The sequence below is a fragment of the Dellaglioa sp. CoH-57-MRSF-19 genome, assembly GCF_056781975.1.
This window is the reverse complement of the sequence record NZ_JBXAXW010000002.1, coordinates 233,954-249,332: the sequence shown is the minus strand read 5'-3', so window position 1 is coordinate 249,332 and position 15,379 is coordinate 233,954. Positions and strand designations below refer to the sequence as shown.

At 32.6% G+C, this 15,379-nt stretch carries 20 protein-coding genes, 1 tRNA gene, 1 pseudogene and 1 other annotated feature; of the genes and pseudogenes, 15 read left to right on the top strand and 7 right to left on the bottom strand.

The features are described from left to right. Positions 1-224: 224 nt before the first annotated feature. The 3 genes from AC1RO3_RS03035 to AC1RO3_RS03025 all read right to left on the bottom strand — a co-directional run bounded on the left by AC1RO3_RS03035 (position 225) and on the right by AC1RO3_RS03025 (position 1,354). Positions 225-494 (bottom strand): hypothetical protein, encoded by a 270-nt coding sequence (locus AC1RO3_RS03035; RefSeq protein ID WP_481762174.1) that lies wholly within the window; start codon positions 492-494, stop codon positions 225-227. Positions 495-638: 144 nt separating this feature from the next. Beyond that, positions 639-1,010 carry a transporter gene (locus AC1RO3_RS03030; protein ID WP_409022645.1) on the bottom strand — a complete coding sequence of 124 codons (372 nt, stop codon included), beginning with the start codon at positions 1,008-1,010 and terminating at the stop codon, positions 639-641. Positions 1,011-1,087: 77 nt separating this feature from the next. Beyond that, positions 1,088-1,354 (bottom strand): SemiSWEET family transporter, encoded by a 267-nt coding sequence (locus AC1RO3_RS03025; protein ID WP_481761237.1) that lies wholly within the window; start codon positions 1,352-1,354, stop codon positions 1,088-1,090. Between the two features lie 1,280 nt (positions 1,355-2,634). On the opposite strand from AC1RO3_RS03025, the gene AC1RO3_RS03020 reads away from it, so the two are divergent. Together AC1RO3_RS03020 and AC1RO3_RS03015 are read left to right on the top strand one after the other, a co-directional pair. Next, positions 2,635-3,609 (top strand): hypothetical protein, encoded by a 975-nt coding sequence (locus tag AC1RO3_RS03020; RefSeq protein WP_481761239.1) that lies wholly within the window; start codon positions 2,635-2,637, stop codon positions 3,607-3,609. 8 nt (positions 3,610-3,617) lie between these two features. After that, positions 3,618-4,181, top strand: a complete 564-nt coding sequence (locus AC1RO3_RS03015) for a hypothetical protein (RefSeq protein WP_481761240.1) — start codon at positions 3,618-3,620, stop codon at positions 4,179-4,181. A gap of 22 nt (positions 4,182-4,203) precedes the next feature. Here AC1RO3_RS03015 and AC1RO3_RS03010 read toward each other — a convergent pair. From AC1RO3_RS03010 to AC1RO3_RS02995, 4 genes and pseudogenes are all read right to left on the bottom strand, one after another. Beyond that, a pseudogene (locus AC1RO3_RS03010) lies at positions 4,204-4,797 on the bottom strand (IS3 family transposase); the annotation flags it as partial. A gap of 116 nt (positions 4,798-4,913) precedes the next feature. Then, the gene (locus AC1RO3_RS03005; RefSeq protein WP_481761241.1) at positions 4,914-5,195 is read right to left on the bottom strand and encodes a putative quinol monooxygenase; all 282 of its coding nucleotides are present in this window, start codon (positions 5,193-5,195) and stop codon (positions 4,914-4,916) included. 119 nt (positions 5,196-5,314) lie between these two features. Next, positions 5,315-6,019 carry a DUF4352 domain-containing protein gene (locus tag AC1RO3_RS03000; protein WP_481761242.1) on the bottom strand — a complete coding sequence of 235 codons (705 nt, stop codon included), beginning with the start codon at positions 6,017-6,019 and terminating at the stop codon, positions 5,315-5,317. A gap of 407 nt (positions 6,020-6,426) precedes the next feature. Beyond that, positions 6,427-6,500 (bottom strand) — tRNA-Arg (locus tag AC1RO3_RS02995). 176 nt (positions 6,501-6,676) lie between these two features. Between AC1RO3_RS02995 and AC1RO3_RS02990 the strand changes: the two genes are divergently transcribed. The 13 genes from AC1RO3_RS02990 (at position 6,677) to AC1RO3_RS02930 (ending at position 15,351) form a co-directional block, all read left to right on the top strand. Next, positions 6,677-7,309 carry a TetR/AcrR family transcriptional regulator gene (locus AC1RO3_RS02990; protein ID WP_409022635.1) on the top strand — a complete coding sequence of 211 codons (633 nt, stop codon included), beginning with the start codon at positions 6,677-6,679 and terminating at the stop codon, positions 7,307-7,309. Positions 7,310-7,362: 53 nt separating this feature from the next. Continuing rightward, positions 7,363-7,448: a sequence feature (ribosomal protein L21 leader region), on the top strand. Positions 7,449-7,466: 18 nt separating this feature from the next. Beyond that, positions 7,467-7,775 (top strand): 50S ribosomal protein L21, encoded by a 309-nt coding sequence (gene rplU, locus AC1RO3_RS02985; protein ID WP_409022634.1) that lies wholly within the window; start codon positions 7,467-7,469, stop codon positions 7,773-7,775. Between the two features lie 21 nt (positions 7,776-7,796). Next, the gene (locus AC1RO3_RS02980; RefSeq protein ID WP_409022633.1) at positions 7,797-8,126 is read left to right on the top strand and encodes a ribosomal-processing cysteine protease Prp; all 330 of its coding nucleotides are present in this window, start codon (positions 7,797-7,799) and stop codon (positions 8,124-8,126) included. Positions 8,127-8,149: 23 nt separating this feature from the next. After that, on the top strand, positions 8,150-8,437 hold the full coding sequence (rpmA, locus tag AC1RO3_RS02975) for a 50S ribosomal protein L27 (RefSeq protein ID WP_083478911.1): 288 nt from the start codon (positions 8,150-8,152) through the stop codon (positions 8,435-8,437). 72 nt (positions 8,438-8,509) lie between these two features. Further along, positions 8,510-9,571, top strand: a complete 1,062-nt coding sequence (locus AC1RO3_RS02970; RefSeq protein ID WP_481761243.1) for a M24 family metallopeptidase — start codon at positions 8,510-8,512, stop codon at positions 9,569-9,571. A gap of 81 nt (positions 9,572-9,652) precedes the next feature. Next, positions 9,653-10,213, top strand: a complete 561-nt coding sequence (efp, locus tag AC1RO3_RS02965) for an elongation factor P (RefSeq protein WP_409022631.1) — start codon at positions 9,653-9,655, stop codon at positions 10,211-10,213. Between the two features lie 19 nt (positions 10,214-10,232). Continuing rightward, the gene (locus AC1RO3_RS02960) at positions 10,233-10,664 is read left to right on the top strand and encodes an Asp23/Gls24 family envelope stress response protein (protein ID WP_409022630.1); all 432 of its coding nucleotides are present in this window, start codon (positions 10,233-10,235) and stop codon (positions 10,662-10,664) included. A gap of 8 nt (positions 10,665-10,672) precedes the next feature. Next, entirely contained in the window at positions 10,673-11,110 is a 438-nt protein-coding gene (gene nusB / locus AC1RO3_RS02955; RefSeq protein WP_409022798.1) for a transcription antitermination factor NusB, read from the top strand. A gap of 106 nt (positions 11,111-11,216) precedes the next feature. Next, on the top strand, positions 11,217-12,068 hold the full coding sequence (folD, locus tag AC1RO3_RS02950) for a bifunctional methylenetetrahydrofolate dehydrogenase/methenyltetrahydrofolate cyclohydrolase FolD (RefSeq protein ID WP_481761244.1): 852 nt from the start codon (positions 11,217-11,219) through the stop codon (positions 12,066-12,068). After that, positions 12,061-13,401 carry an exodeoxyribonuclease VII large subunit gene (xseA, locus tag AC1RO3_RS02945; RefSeq protein WP_481761245.1) on the top strand — a complete coding sequence of 447 codons (1,341 nt, stop codon included), beginning with the start codon at positions 12,061-12,063 and terminating at the stop codon, positions 13,399-13,401. The genes folD and xseA overlap by 8 nt, the downstream gene beginning before the upstream one ends. Before the next feature lie 3 nt (positions 13,402-13,404). After that, positions 13,405-13,638 carry an exodeoxyribonuclease VII small subunit gene (locus tag AC1RO3_RS02940; RefSeq protein WP_409022627.1) on the top strand — a complete coding sequence of 78 codons (234 nt, stop codon included), beginning with the start codon at positions 13,405-13,407 and terminating at the stop codon, positions 13,636-13,638. Next, a complete protein-coding gene (locus AC1RO3_RS02935; RefSeq protein WP_481761246.1) occupies positions 13,631-14,518 on the top strand; it encodes a polyprenyl synthetase family protein in 888 nt (295 codons plus the stop codon). Before AC1RO3_RS02940 ends, AC1RO3_RS02935 begins: the two co-directional genes overlap by 8 nt. A gap of 8 nt (positions 14,519-14,526) precedes the next feature. Then, complete coding sequence (locus AC1RO3_RS02930; protein ID WP_481761247.1) at positions 14,527-15,351, top strand: TlyA family RNA methyltransferase; 825 nt, start codon at positions 14,527-14,529, stop codon at positions 15,349-15,351. The last annotated feature ends 28 nt before the right edge of the window (positions 15,352-15,379 follow it).

The following is a 15,379-nucleotide window of genomic DNA, read 5'->3' as shown; positions in this document are numbered from 1 at the left end:
GGTTACTGAATTTTAAGAGCTTGGTATCGTATTATTAGTAATTAATTTACAACTGAGCGTCGTAAATAAGGAATCATTAATAATTCGTATTTTAAATTTTAATAAAGAAAAGCCTTCGACATTGGATTTTTGTCCAATATTGAAGGCTTTTTTGTGTTAATAACTGAATAACAGTTTTTATTTGAATGAGACTAATCTCTTTTAAAATTAACTTAAGTAAAAAATCAAGAACCAGTATCAAAATTAAAATCAGCACCATCTTCAGATTCATGAATATGAACGTCTTTAGCAGACGAAGTACTATCATTAATATCAAAGCTCTCAGAAGAAGATGTCTTCTTAGTAGATGATGAAGATTCTTTAGAAGAATCTTTGGCCTTAGAAGATGAGGCCTTTGTGTTGGATGATGCAGACGACTGTTGAGAAGAAGAGCTATTTTTGTTAGAACTGGAATCAGAATTATAACTATATTCGCAAGCAGACAATAGTAGCATTGATACGCTTAGAACCCCTAGTAAGCTAATAAATTTTTTCATTTTAAATCCCCCAATATTTTTATGGTGCAAAGCGAGCAGTAGGAATCGCACCTACTAAAAGTATCTATACGCTCGTTAGAAATTTATGTTAAATTTTGTTTATTAGTGCTTAGCAGGAGCTTGTTTGAGTGTGAAAACTGCTGCAATGATTAATAAAATAAATGTAGGAAGGGCAAAAACCATTGATAAAAGAAATAAACCGCAACCAATAATACCAAGAACATGGCCAGTAATAGAGATATCAGCTTTTCTTGATTGAACAAGTGCAACAATGTGAAGAATAAGGCCAATTCCTAGCATAATATAAAAGAAAATAGCTGTACCGCTAGTTAAGGTTGATGTTCCAGAGACAGCGTGTGATGTTACAGTAGATTTATTGATACCAGTTAAAATAACGATAAGCCAAGAAAAGGCTACTAATATAGTATTTATGATATCGAAAGTACCTGCTGCAGTGTTAATTTTTAGTTTCATGAAGAATTCCCCCGTATGGAGCTTTTAACGTGATTCCCTATCTGCACGTAAGTATTCTATTTTATGTATATGATATTTTATAAGGCAGTGAAGAAAGCGATGGCGCCTAGAAAGATACCCGGTACGTTTGCAAAGAATATAGGCCAGTCTTTATTTTTACCACATACGCCATAGACAGTCCAAAATATGCAATTAATACAGGCAACCAAGGGCTGAACAGGATTACCCTGGCTACCATTAAGGTTGGAAATGATTTGTGGGATGTATGAGACATACATTAAGATAGATAAAATACTTGCAAACTTCCCGATTTTTTCTAGAGTGCTATCATTTAATAATTTCATTCTAATTCCTCCAAACTTTTTTATGCCTCTCTATAATAACTAATTATCAGTTATTCTACAAATTATAACAACTGGGAGTAGGTAAAAATGTTTGGTGTTGGTGAAAATAAACTTGTGGATGATTTTTATTATTAAAATGCATCAAAATTTTCTTGGGTGATAAATTAATTATTTAAATGAAGGCTAGGTATTTGTTTAGGTTAATATCTTACTAATTCAGAACTGTTATTGTAAACTCAGTATTTTGTTTTTAACTAATACTGACTATTTATGAAATTGCTGGATCTGAATAGCAAAGCTATAGAATGTTGAATAAATGATATTTAAATAGTGGTACATTCAGTAGAAACTATAGGACTAATAGTTTCTGTTAACAGATGACTACGTATCAAAAAAATTTACAGGGATGAGTTAATGCGTTGCTCTAATCAGAATGACGTTCCTCAGATGATTATCAAATTTAACAATAATTTTTCTTATAAAGGTAGCGCAGTTATTGATACTATTCATGAGTTGACCATTTAGGAGAAGAATGAAGTAATCAGAGAAATTACACTACTTGAGTTTCATTAATGATTTAGATAACATAAAACCCACTTAGTAAGGTGACTTATACATACAACTATTACTCTGACTGGCAATGATTATAACAAACGTAAAGGGGGAAATGCTATATCTTCATTTAACGAACTATTCCCACAAGTCAATGAAAAATCTACAATTAATAAGGTTAAACGTTTTTTTAAAGTATGGTTACCAAAAATGCAGAGATATAGTCAGAAGGATATTAGCGGAATTAAGTCGCCAATTATCATGGATATGCCTAAAAAGTACCTCAGGGAACAATCAACACGAAGAGACCATAACTAAACGTATCTATGCTGAGCAAGTTATTAATAATGTTCTAGTAGCTTTAAAGAGTTGTGACACTATTAGTAGAAAAATATTAATAGATGTCTATATTGCAGAAGATAATAAATAAAATGATATTGAAATGGATGATTTAGGATATGAAAAGACGAGATACAGTTTTTACAAGAATCGAGCATGCTTACAGTTTGCTGATTCATTCTTAATTGAAGACTTACATGATTTCAAAAAGTGAACATTTAGTGAACAAATTGAAGTGATTAATCTGTTATATTAGTAATATGATATTTTGATATCAGTTATTAATCTCTAATCCAAATATTTATACACACATGAGAAAGGTATTGTTTACCTGTCTTTTTTATTGTTTAATAATAGAGCGAGTATAAATTATTTGGAGGAGTAACTATTTGGACAATTATTATGTATTTAAATTAAATTTAGCACCAAATATAATTAGAACTTACGTTGAAAGAAAATCAGAAGGTTGGAAACAGCTTAAACATAATGTAATAAAGGATGATCTAACTAATAGTTTTGGAATACCTAATGGATTTGAAAGGGGAACATATTTAAATTTTATTTTTAAGGATACTGATGTTAAAGAAGAATTATCCAAATCTATAGAATATACAGAATTTGTTGCTCAATCTAAAAAAATAGAAGAGGAATATTTTGCTGTTATAGAAAACTATGAAAAAAATTCGGGCATTTTATGGACAAAAGAATTTTTGGGCGTTACAAAAGTTGAAATGAGAACAAAAATGGACAAATTACTTAAAAAATATCCATTTTTAAAAGAATCATTAGATGATGTTTTAGAAGATGATATAATAGGCAACTTAAAAGGGTACGGACGTTACGGACATGGTCGTAAAATGATGCTAGAGGCTAGAAAAATAATACGGTATATTCAGGATAAAGAATATATAAATGCTGGAGTGAATTTTTTTTATGAATTGGAAACTGAAAAAATTTTAATTTCTACTAATGACAAAAGTTTGAAAGAAGCTATTAGTATGTCTGAAAGAATAGAATCATTTATAAATACAGCAGAAAATACCAATATGGGTGCTGTATCAGTTAATGCAGTTCAAGATAGCGTTAGCATTAAGCAAGATTATGCAAGAGTAACAGTACATCTTGTCTATCCTAATGGTGCCCAGCAAGTTGAAGATAGGGACCTTGCTAGTCGAAAACGTATAAATGCTGAAGATGTGAAAAAAATATATAGTGCCCCTAGAGGAGAAAAAGTAAATACAGTAGAGTTAAGTAAACAATTGGGTGAAGATGCTAAGCGAGGATACCTTAAATCGATAAAACATAGGGCAATGAGTATAATGAAAATTGTACCTGTAATAGTTAATAAAAATTTTCATAAATAGGTGATAGTATGGTAGATAATAAATCATTGATGAGAGCATTATGGACTTCAAAACGAGCAACTATATGCAATATATACTCTAAAATTGGAATTTCGATAAATGTAATATTTACAATAATATATTTATTTTTTCCGGATATTATTAATGTTAATTATGAAGTTTCAAGCTTATTGGGTATTTCTGTTACCGGATTATCTTTTACATTCGCATTATTTGTTGCGGTTAAAAGTATCTTTGATATAGATAATTTAGGACACATATATTTAGTTTCTAAAACAGATACTCAATTAAAAAACGTATTTGTTGAAATATTCACACCATTTATGTGGACTTCATTTTTATGGCTAACCATAGTTGGAATATCAATTAGTACTATGTTAATATCATTTGAAACCTTTATTGATTTTGAAGTAATTTTGTATTTGAAAGGAATAGTTTTAATTTTAGTATTTACGGCGTCTTTGAATATTTTTGGGCTTATTTTAGACATCATCCGAGATACTCAAAAAAAGGCTATAGAGGCTGGAGAAGAAGAAGCTGAGTCAATAATAAAAAATAATAAAATGAAGTGAACCCTAAATATTGGACGAAGCTTTATGCAGCATTCTGGGTTATAAAAATTCGGTGTTCAACCGGGCTTTTACAACCCAATTTTATTTTAATTCGTGAAAAATTATAGTCATTTATCCAAACCGGTACTTGTGAAACTAGTGTTTCATATGTATCGGTTTCTTTTTGATAGAAAGCTTCAGCTTTCATAATATGGAAAAAGCTTTCCATGGCAGCGTTATCTAAACATGTTGCTTTACGTGACATACTCTGAAAAATACGATATTTTTTGAGAATAGTAACCCAATTTTTGTGTTGATATTGGAATCCTTGGTCAGAATGAATCGTCGTTCGATAATTTAAATCTTTTGGGATTTTTGCAATTGCTTGTTTCAAAACCTTTGTTGTAAATTTAACTGTTGGATGTTTACTAATCTGATGACTTAGAATTTTGCCTGAAAACAGATCATAAATACAGGTGAAATGGGCCCGTTCATCGATTGTTTCGTCACCCCAACGGACTTCTGTAACATCTGTTGCTAGTTTTTGATAAGGTCGGTCCGAAAAGAAACGGCGATTAATCAGGTTTTTAGAAACGGTACCAACTTTTCCTTTATACGAGTTGTATTTGCGTGTCTGGCTGAAATTGAAGTAGCTCCCATAAATTAAATCTCCTTAAATTTTTAAAATTTTGTAGCAATACGACCAATGAGCCTTGCACTCATAGCCAGCTTAACTGGTGGTCGAAAGGGTAGTTAGGCGTCCATTACAATAACTTGTAATTCTTCAGTTACAAATTGATTGATGCCTGCTAAAAATTCTTTAAAATAAGTTGTTTCATTGTGGAAGTTAACTGCGTCTTGGTCTTGCCAATGCTCAATTATTGCATAACGATTGTTGGCACCTAATTGTTTAAAATGATTGTATGAAATATTACCAGATTCTTTTTTTGATTGCGTCACTAGAGGATCAATAAAATGTTCATATTCTGTAATACAATTTTCATTAACAACTAAACTAACATTAAAAACTTTCATGATAATATTCTCCTTTTTAGCTTTTAACGTGATTCCTATGCACGTAGATAAACAAAAACGAGCAGCAGGAGTTGCACCTGCTTGAAGTATCTATACACTCGTTAAAATTAGTTAAATATTTATTCCCAAGTTGAGTCCCCGTAAGTGACAGAGAACGGACCAGCATTAGAAGTTGTAAAGTATAATGTCATTACAGCTTTTTTTCCGGCAGCTATTGAATTTGGAATATTACCAGAGTAAGTCTCTGAATTAAATTCCCCAATAGTATCATCACTATCATAGACGTCAAACTTTTGACCATTGAAATCTAGTGGACCTGTACCATTATTTTGAACGGTTACTTTAACAGCAACTTGTGTATCACCGGATTTAACATCATTTAAAGGAACTGACGTTTCTTTTTCAGCAGAGTCAACGGTTATCTTTGAGTCGTCAGTTAAATCTACAGAATCGCCAAAAGATGAAGTAGATTCTGAATCGGATTCATCATCAGTGTATGACTCATCGTCAGATTCTGAATCAGATTCAGATTCATCGTCAACATATGAATCATCATCGTCATCATAACTAGAATCATCATCTGATTCTGACGAGTCACTAGCACTTGACGATCTAAAATTAGACGATGAACGCGCTGACGAATCTTTATCAGATGTTACCGACATCACGCTAAAAGAAATAATTGATATGCCTAAACCGGCAATCAATAAAATTAGTGGTATTAAATTAGAAGCTTTATTACCCCAAGCTACAATAAACCAAGTTACACCTGTAAAAAAAACAACTAAACCAATAAGAAAAATAATTGTAAATGTAGTACTCATGAATATATTTCCTCCGAAATCTATATCTCTACTCCTAGAAATATGATAAAATTATTTGTTAATATATTTATACCCTCTAACTTGCTACCAACAGGTTAGGGGATTTTTTAATAGTTTTATTTCAAACAATTTACTAAAGCTTAAGTAATTGCTTGATATTTTTAACGTGTTTTCCAGTAATACAATATAAAGCGTTGCCAACAGCCTTACCGACAGAAAATGCTTTCTTATCGCCTGATATTTTAATACTTTAGTAGATTTATTGATAAAAATATCCATGCAACAAATATGCAACAAATGTTTTGAGCATTCTATCCTTTATAGTCTGTTTTCACCTAAATAAAAAAATAGGAACGCCCGTTTAAAGGCATTCCTATTTTTATAAATCGGTCTAGAATGGATATCTATGACTCGGGTGAGATTCGAACTCACGACCGTCCGCTTAGAAGGCGGATGCTCTATCCAGCTGAGCTACCGAGTCATAACAACATTTAATAGTATATGATAAAATACTGGTACTTGTCAATGGAAATTGGTAGAACTCTTATAAATTATCAAAAACATGAATGAAAGTTTTGATGAAATGTTCTATAATAAGAAAGTAATAGACATAAATGGAGATAAAGACTATTTAATTATGAATAAAGAGGTTGAAAAATGGTTGATTCTAATGATCCACGGGTAAAGAGAACAAGACAAAATTTAAAAAAATCATTAGTTGTACTCATGAAACATTACAAAGTTGAAAATATTAGCGTTCAAAAGATTACTCAGGAAGCAAATGTCACTCGAGGAACATTCTATCTGCATTATCATGACAAACAAGATTTTATTAATCGGGCAATGGATGAAATTTTAGATGACTTTTTTGATTACATTATGATTATGTCAAAACAATCACCAGATAAAGCGTACGTTTATTCGAAACCAGTTGAAGTTTGTTGTTTAAATCGGGTGTTTAACTACTTACAAGATGAATCAATGATGTTTGGCGTACTTTTAAATAGTCAAGAAGATGTCGCTTTTTCTGATAAAGTATATGATAGACTAGTTATCTACTTAAATAACTTTAGAGAACAGTTAGCAGGCGATTTTGAAGTATCTAAGATACCAAACGAGTTACAAGTATCCTATGTTGCATCAGCGCACCTAGGCTTCATTAAACGTTGGTTACGAGACGATATGATCTACACACCGCACTACGTTGCTAAGGTTTTAAAAGAAATTACTGGCGTTGATACAAGTAACGGAGTCAATTTAACAAACTTTTTTGTTGAAAATGATGGATAACGTTGACTTAAGAAGTTACATTTGATATTATAATAACGTTGTATTTGTGAACACCACAACTGCAACCGCACGTTTTAAGTTTTTAAGCGTCAGGTTGTCTAAATCTGATCACTAAATTACGGCGAGTCTAAGTAATCTATAAGGAGGTGTAATACACATGTACGCAATTATTAAAACAGGTGGCAAACAACTTAAAGTTGAAGCCGGAGAAGCTATTTACATTGAAAAATTATCAGCAGAAGCTGGTGAAAAAGTTACATTTGATGAAATTGTTTTAGTTGGTGGCGAAAAAACCGTTATTGGTGCTCCTTTTGTTAAAGGTGCTACAGTAACTGGTACTGTTGAAAAACAAGGCCGTGAAAAGAAAGTTGTTACTTTCAAATACAAACCTAAGAAACATTCTCATACAAAACAAGGTCATCGTCAACCATATACTAAGGTTGTTATCGATGCTATTAACGCATAATTTTGAAAGTAGGCTACTAGTATGATACGTGCAGTTATTTCTCGGAGAGATGCCAAAATCATCGATGCGTTTGAAATAACAGGGCATGCTGATTCTGGTGAATATGGTCAAGATATTGTGTGTGCTGCGGTTTCGGTATTGACTATCAATACAGTTAATAGTTTGACCGAACTTGCTAAACTTAATCCTGATGTTGAGATGGATGAAGATAATGGTGGATTAATGAAAGTTAAACTATCAGAATCTGAGTTAAACGATGCTACAGGACAGTTATTTTTAGAAAGTTTAGTTTTAGGACTACAGTCAATTGAGCAAAACTATCAAGATTACATTAAATTAACACTTAAATAATAAGACTATAACAAGGAGGTGCATTGATTATGTTAATGAATTTACAATTTTTCTCACATAAAAAAGGTGGGGGTTCTACTTCTAATGGCCGTGATTCTGTCGGTAGACGTTTAGGCTCAAAAAGAGCTGACGGACAAGAAGTAACAGGTGGTTCAATTCTTTATCGTCAACGTGGAACACGTATTTATCCTGGTGTTAACGTTGGTAAAGGTGGAGATGATACTTTGTTTGCTAAAGTCGATGGTATCGTTCGCTTCGAACGTAAAGGCCGCGATAAGAAACAAGTCTCTGTATACCCTGTAGCTGAATAATAATAACTCAAAGGAAACCTCTTCATTTTATGATAGAGATTTCCTTTTTTTGTACATAAAAGGAGTGTTTAAATGAATTTTGATAGAATTAAACAATTACAATCAACTTTTGAGAAACTCTCGATTGATGCATTTCTAGTGACGGATACGACAAACATATTTTATTTAAGTGGTTTTGAAGGTGATGGTGTATTGTTAATTACTGATACACAACAATTTTTAATCACTGACCTAAGATTTGAATTGGCACTAGAAAATCATGATAAAAAATTAGAAATAAAATTTACGCGTGATTATCTGGGTGCTGTATCTGACATAATTAGTGAAAAAGGATTAACAGTTATGGGATTTGAATCATCAATATCATTTTTAGAGTATGATCAATTAGATGAAATCCTTGTTAGTGATTTGGTGCCATTTACTAATATTGTTGACGAATTACGACGTGTTAAAGATAAGGATGAGCAGATAAAATTAATAAAAGCAGGAAAATTAGCTGATGAAGCTTTCAATTATATTGTGTCGACGATTGAAGTTGGTCAAACAGAAATTGAAATTGCTAATCGGCTAGATAGTTATATCAAAAATTTAGGTACTATGAGTGAATCTTTTGAAACAATTGTAGCAAGCGGTATTCATTCAACATGGCCACATGCAACGGTTTCAAAACGAAAGATTCAAGACCAGGATCTGATTACGATAGATTTTGGCTATTATTACGAGAACTATACATTTGATGTCACAAGGACCATCGCCGTGGGATCGATATCTGATGAATTAAAACATATCTACGAGTCTGTTTTAACGACACAAGAACGAGTGATTTCATTAATTAAACCGGGAATAAAATTAAGTGAATTAGCTAGAGTTGCTAATGAAACAATCGCCGATGCAGGATATGGTAAATATTTTAATCATGGGATTGGGCATGGAATTGGCCTATCAATTCATGAATTACCTAATATTAAATTGGATGATTCAAACAGTGTTTTGCAAGCAGGCGACGTCATTACAATTGAACCAGGGATTTATGTACCAAACCTTAGTGGGGTTCGAATTGAGGATGATATTTTAGTGACTGAGAATGGCTATCAAATGTTAACGAATTCTTCTAAAAAATTAATGATAATATAGACTTTAACTTGCTTTTATATGTCCATTATTGCTATTATTAGAACTATGAGATACACGAGATAGTAGGAGGAATATTATATTATGATGTCCGTTAATGAATTTAAAAATGGTGTTACAATCGAAGTTGATGGTGATTTATGGCGTGTTGTTGAATTTCAACATGTTAAACCGGGTAAAGGTTCTGCTTTTGTTCGATCAAAACTAAAGAATCTCCGTACAGGTGCTGCTCAAGAAAAAACATTCCGTGCTGGTGAAAAAGTTCAAAAAGCACAAATTGATAATAAAAAAATGCAATATCTTTATGCTGATGGTAACAACTATGTATTTATGGATATGGATACATATGAACAATTAGAATTACCAGAAGAACGCGTGCATGAACAATTAAATTATTTGAAAGAAAACTTAATTGTTAATGTTATTATGTTTGGCACTGAAACACTTGGTGTTGACGTTCCTAATACAGTTGAATTAAAAGTAGCATCAACTGAAGCGGGTATTAAAGGTAATACACAATCTGGTGGAACTAAACCTGCTGTTCTTGAAACAGGATTAGTTGTACAAGTGCCATTCTTCGTTAATGAAGATGAAATGTTAATTATTAATACACAAGATGGCACATATATTTCCAGAGCACAATAAATCGACGGAGGTTAAACTTATGGCTGAAGAAACAAATATTGTTTTAAAAAGTACTGAACCTTCTTTGGGTGACATTAAGATTGCACCTGAAGTTATTGAAATTATTGTTGGAATTGCTGCTAACCAAATTGATGGTGTTTACTCAATGCGTGGGACAATTGCTAAAAATTTAACTGAATTATTTGGCCGTAAAAAGTCACTGGGTAAGGGTGTTAAACTTGATTTAACAGATGACCAGTTGAATATTGATGTTTTTGTTTACCTTGATTACGGTGTATCTGTTCCTAAGGTTGCATTAGTGATGCAAGAAAAGATTAAACAACAATTACTATTTATGACAGGTTTAGAAATTATTGAAGTAAATGTTCATGTTGAAGGGGTTATTCCTGAAAAGGAAGCCGATAAGATAGATACTGACGATTTATTTTCAGAAAAAGATGGTGAAAATTAGTGAGTGTAATAGTAACTAGACATACGATTCGCGAAAAAGCATTTCAAGCATTATTTGCGTTAAATTCTAACCCAGATGGTGATAGAGAGGCTATTTATCGTGAATTGTTAGAAGTTCCTGATGAAGAGTCGGCTGTAATTCCACCTTATTTAGAAGCATTAGTTTCAGGTGTTAGTGATAAACAAGCTGAGATAGATTCTGTTATTGAAGAAAATCTAACATCACGCTGGAAACTATCACGCTTAAACAATACGGATTTAATTATTTTGAGATTAGCTATTTACGAAATGAAATACGTAGATGATGTTCCTGCTAAGGTAGCATTGAATGAAGCTTTAGAAATTGCTAAAGAATTTAGTGATGATGAATCAAGAAAATTTGTTAATGGTGTGTTAGATCCAGTTGTTGAAAAAATGCCTGTTGATATTGAAAAAACAAATGAATAATAATGATTGAGAAGTGTTGCATTTTTTGCGACACTTTTTTTTTAGAAATGAATACCTTAAATATGATAAAATGTAAGAAGTAAAAATGGAATAGAGGTGCTAAATTATGGCTAAATTAATTGATGGTAAAAAATTGGCACAAATAACGACGGATAATTTAAAATCTGAGATAGAAGCTTTAAAGAAAAAGAATGTCTTTCCTACATTAGCTGTTATTGTAGTTGGAGAAAATCCAGCAAGTAAAATATATGTTAAGAATAAGCATCGAATTGCTGAATCTATTGGGATAAAATCGATTGTTAAAAGATTACCTGATACGATATCAGAAAAAGAGTTGCTAAATCTCATTAATGACTATAATGATAATTCAGATATTAATGGCATATTAGTACAGTTACCTTTACCGAACCAAATTGATGAAAAAAAGATAACCGAAGCTATTAAACCAGAAAAAGATGTTGATGGATTTCATCCGATAAATATTGGACGATTAGCCATGAATGATCCACTAGCAATTCCATGTACACCACTGGGAATTATGAGAATGTTTAACGCATACAATATTGATTTAGACGGTAAAAATGCAGTTGTTGTTGGCCGCAGTAATATTGTGGGTAAACCAATGGCGGCGTTACTTTTAAACGCTAATGCAACAGTAACGATAACGCATAGTCATACGGAAAATTTATCAGAGATAACTAAACAGGCTGATATTTTAGTCGTTGCAATTGGTCAAGCAAACTTTATTAAAAAAACCGATGTGAAACAAGGTGCTGTAGTCATCGATGTCGGGATGAACCGCTTAGATAGTGGTAAGTTAGCGGGAGATGTCGATAAGGAAGTTGCAGAGGTTGCAGGATATCTGACACCAGTACCAAAAGGGGTTGGACCTATGACGATTGCAATGTTGATGGAACAAACAATTGAATTAACAAAACGGAGTGTTGGCATTGAATAAAGATAATTATTTATCAGTTACATCATTAACAACATATTTGAAGAAAAAATTTGATGCTGATCCTTATCTTGGGACCGTTTATTTAACTGGCGAAATTTCAAATTTAAGACCTCGACCTAATGCGCATCAATATTTTAGTTTAAAAGATGATCATGCTAAAATTAGCGCAATTATGTTCCGTTCAGCTTTTGATAAAATAAAATTTAAACCAGAAGATGGCATGAAAGTTTTAGTTATGGGCCGTATATCTTTATATGAAGCGACAGGTAACTATCAAATATATATTGAGCGAATGGAACCTGATGGTGTTGGTGCGTTATATCAAGCCTATGAGCAGTTAAAAAATAAGCTACAAGCTGAAGGATTATTTTCAGCACCAAAACAGGCATTGGTTAAATATCCTAAACGAATTGCTGTGATTACAAGTCCTTCAGGGGCTGTCATTAAAGATATTATGACAACCGTTAAAAGACGTTACCCGATTGCTCAATTAGTTTTATTTCCTGCGATTGTACAAGGTGACAAAGCAGCTAATGATTTAGTTAAGCGGTTAAAACAAATTAACGAATTAGGCCATTTTGACACGATTATTATTGGTCGAGGCGGTGGCTCAATTGAAGATTTATGGCCATTTAATGAAGAATCTGTTGCAAGGGAAATATTTGCTAGCCAGATTCCAATTATTTCTTCAGTTGGACATGAGACAGACACAACCATTGCTGATTTAGTGGCCGATGTTCGGGCAGCAACGCCAACAGCAGCAGCAGAATTAGCTGTCCCTGTTTACGCCGATGAATTAATTAAGATTAATCAATTAAAATTGAGACTATTACAAGTAACACAAAATATTTTAAGTTTAAGAAGACAACAATTAGATAAGATTCAACAATCATATGTTTTTCAACAACCTAATCGGTTATATGAGGGTTACCTTCAAAACTTAGACAATTTAGCACAACGCTTAATGCAAGTAACAAAACAAATTATCACAATTAAGAAACAACAATTTGAACAAGCTAATGGTCAGTTGCGCTATCAAAATCCGCAACAATTGGTTAGTCAACTGCAAGATCAAGTAAAACAACAAAACAAACAGTTACATCAATTAATGACCTACTTACTTGAAACAAAGAAACAACAGGTTGGCGAAAAAATAAATGCGCTTGATTTATTAAGTCCATTGAAGATTATGGGACGAGGATACAGTTACGTATCTATGGAAGATAAAATTATTAAAAGTATTAATTCAGTGAATATAGATGATAACGTCGTGTTACACCTTACAGATGGTAAAGCATATGCAAAAATTGAAAAAGTTGAAAAAGGAGAATAAAAAATGGCTGAAAAAAAAGCGACATTTGAAGATAACTTAGTAGAACTTGAAAAAATTGTAACAGAACTAGAACAAGGTGATGTTCCTTTAGAAAAAGCATTAACCCAATTTCAAAACGGTGTTAAGTTGAGCTCAAAATTGCAAAAAACATTGGAAAATGCTGAAAAAACATTAACCAGTGTCATGAATGATTCTGGTGAAGAAGTGCCATTCGAACAAGGCTTAGAAAATGAGTAACTTAACTAAATTTTCTGATATCGTATTACCAGAATTTAATCAAATTATGTTGAATCAATTACAGGCTTTAGACACTGAAAAAAAGTTAAAAGAATCGATGACTTATTCAGTTGAAGCGGGTGGTAAACGTATTAGACCACTAATCATTTTTGTTATTTGTCAAATGCTTAATCGTAAACTTGATAAGTCAGTTTATTCTATTGCTGGTGCATTAGAATTAATTCATACCTATTCATTAATTCATGATGATTTGCCTGCGATGGATGATGATAATTTAAGACGTGGTAAACCAACAAACCATATTATTTTTGGTGAAAGCATGGCAATTTTAGCTGGTGATGCACTAAATACATTAGCCTTTGAATGGATCAGTAACGCAGAGTTGCCTGATTCACAAAAGGTATTACTAATGGGTCAACTAGCTAGGTTAGCTGGCCCAGAGGGAATGGTTGGCGGTCAAGTTGCCGATATTGAAGGTGAACAAAAAGAGTTATCATTAGCGCAGTTGAAACAGGTGCATAAGCGTAAAACGGGTGATTTAATTGAATTTTCAGTTTACGCAGGTAGCATACTTGGAAAAGCGACTGACCAACAGCACGTAGCGTTTATGGCATATGGACGTCATTTTGGGTTAGCTTTTCAAATCTATGATGATATTATGGATGTCGTTGGGACATCTGAAGAGATGGGCAAGGCTGTTCATAAAGACAATCAAGAAAATAAAAATACGTATCCTGGACTAATGGGAATTGATCAAGCTTATAGGATGCTCGAAGAAGTAACCAATCAAGCTAAAGATGCTATTCAAACGCTTAAGCAAACAGGGTTGGAGACAGAGTATTTGGAAGAATTGTTACATTACTTTAAATTAAAAAATTAGGAGTCACTATGAAAAAAGAGCGCATTGATGTTTTATTAGTTAAACAAGGGTTATTTGAAACTCGTGAACAGGCCAAACGTGCAGTTATGGCTGGTGAAATTCTGGGTGAGAATGAAGAACGATTGGATAAACCAGGTGTTAAAATTTCTGAAGAAACTGTGCTTCATTTTAAAGGTAAAAAATTACCTTATGTGAGCCGCGGTGGACTTAAATTAGAAAAAGCCCTTAAAGTATTTGATGCAACCGTTCAGGATAAAACGGTCTTAGACATTGGATCATCAACCGGTGGCTTTACCGATGTTGCTTTACAAAATGGCGCAAAATTAAGTTATGCGTTAGATGTTGGTACCAATCAATTAGTTTGGAAATTACGACAAGATCCAAGAGTTGTTGTGATGGAAAATACTAACTTCAGATATAGTAAAAAAGAAGATTTTGAATTTGGACAACCCAATTTTGCAACAATAGATGTATCGTTTATTTCATTACATCTTATTTTACCTGCATTAAAGAAAATTATTACTGAAAATGGGGATGTTGTGGCATTAATAAAACCCCAATTTGAAGCAGGAAAAGAAAATGTTGGAAAACATGGTATTGTACGAGATGAAAAGATTCATCGTCAAGTGCTCGAAGACATTGTTCAATTTTCTATTTCCACTGGATTTAATGTTGCGGATTTAAGCTACTCACCAATTAAGGGTGGCGAAGGTAATATTGAATTTTTAATTCATTTAAAGTCTGCGATAAATGAAATTGGCGAGATTTCGGATAAGGTTAGTATCGATGGCGTATTAACTGCTGCATACGATAACCTGAATGCCGTTAAATAAGGATTTAAAGTGAAGTTCTTTAATAATA

What these genes read in the sequence shown, in the direction of transcription:
- AC1RO3_RS03025 (WP_481761237.1), bottom strand. Translation starts at nt 1,354, where the DNA reads ATGAAATTATTAAATGATAGCACTCTAGAAAAAATCGGGAAGTTTGCA.
- AC1RO3_RS03035 (WP_481762174.1), bottom strand. Translation starts at nt 494, where the DNA reads ATGCTACTATTGTCTGCTTGCGAATATAGTTATAATTCTGATTCCAGT.
- AC1RO3_RS02940 (WP_409022627.1), top strand. Translation starts at nt 13,405, where the DNA reads ATGGCTGAAAAAAAAGCGACATTTGAAGATAACTTAGTAGAACTTGAA.
- AC1RO3_RS03000 (WP_481761242.1), bottom strand. Translation starts at nt 6,019, where the DNA reads ATGAGTACTACATTTACAATTATTTTTCTTATTGGTTTAGTTGTTTTT.
- AC1RO3_RS03030 (WP_409022645.1), bottom strand. Translation starts at nt 1,010, where the DNA reads ATGAAACTAAAAATTAACACTGCAGCAGGTACTTTCGATATCATAAAT.
- AC1RO3_RS02980 (WP_409022633.1), top strand. Translation starts at nt 7,797, where the DNA reads ATGATACGTGCAGTTATTTCTCGGAGAGATGCCAAAATCATCGATGCG.
- AC1RO3_RS03005 (WP_481761241.1), bottom strand. Translation starts at nt 5,195, where the DNA reads ATGAAAGTTTTTAATGTTAGTTTAGTTGTTAATGAAAATTGTATTACA.
- AC1RO3_RS02990 (WP_409022635.1), top strand. Translation starts at nt 6,677, where the DNA reads ATGGTTGATTCTAATGATCCACGGGTAAAGAGAACAAGACAAAATTTA.
- AC1RO3_RS02960 (WP_409022630.1), top strand. Translation starts at nt 10,233, where the DNA reads ATGGCTGAAGAAACAAATATTGTTTTAAAAAGTACTGAACCTTCTTTG.
- efp (WP_409022631.1), top strand. Translation starts at nt 9,653, where the DNA reads ATGATGTCCGTTAATGAATTTAAAAATGGTGTTACAATCGAAGTTGAT.
- AC1RO3_RS02930 (WP_481761247.1), top strand. Translation starts at nt 14,527, where the DNA reads ATGAAAAAAGAGCGCATTGATGTTTTATTAGTTAAACAAGGGTTATTT.
- AC1RO3_RS02935 (WP_481761246.1), top strand. Translation starts at nt 13,631, where the DNA reads ATGAGTAACTTAACTAAATTTTCTGATATCGTATTACCAGAATTTAAT.
- AC1RO3_RS02970 (WP_481761243.1), top strand. Translation starts at nt 8,510, where the DNA reads ATGAATTTTGATAGAATTAAACAATTACAATCAACTTTTGAGAAACTC.
- rplU (WP_409022634.1), top strand. Translation starts at nt 7,467, where the DNA reads ATGTACGCAATTATTAAAACAGGTGGCAAACAACTTAAAGTTGAAGCC.
- folD (WP_481761244.1), top strand. Translation starts at nt 11,217, where the DNA reads ATGGCTAAATTAATTGATGGTAAAAAATTGGCACAAATAACGACGGAT.
- AC1RO3_RS03015 (WP_481761240.1), top strand. Translation starts at nt 3,618, where the DNA reads ATGGTAGATAATAAATCATTGATGAGAGCATTATGGACTTCAAAACGA.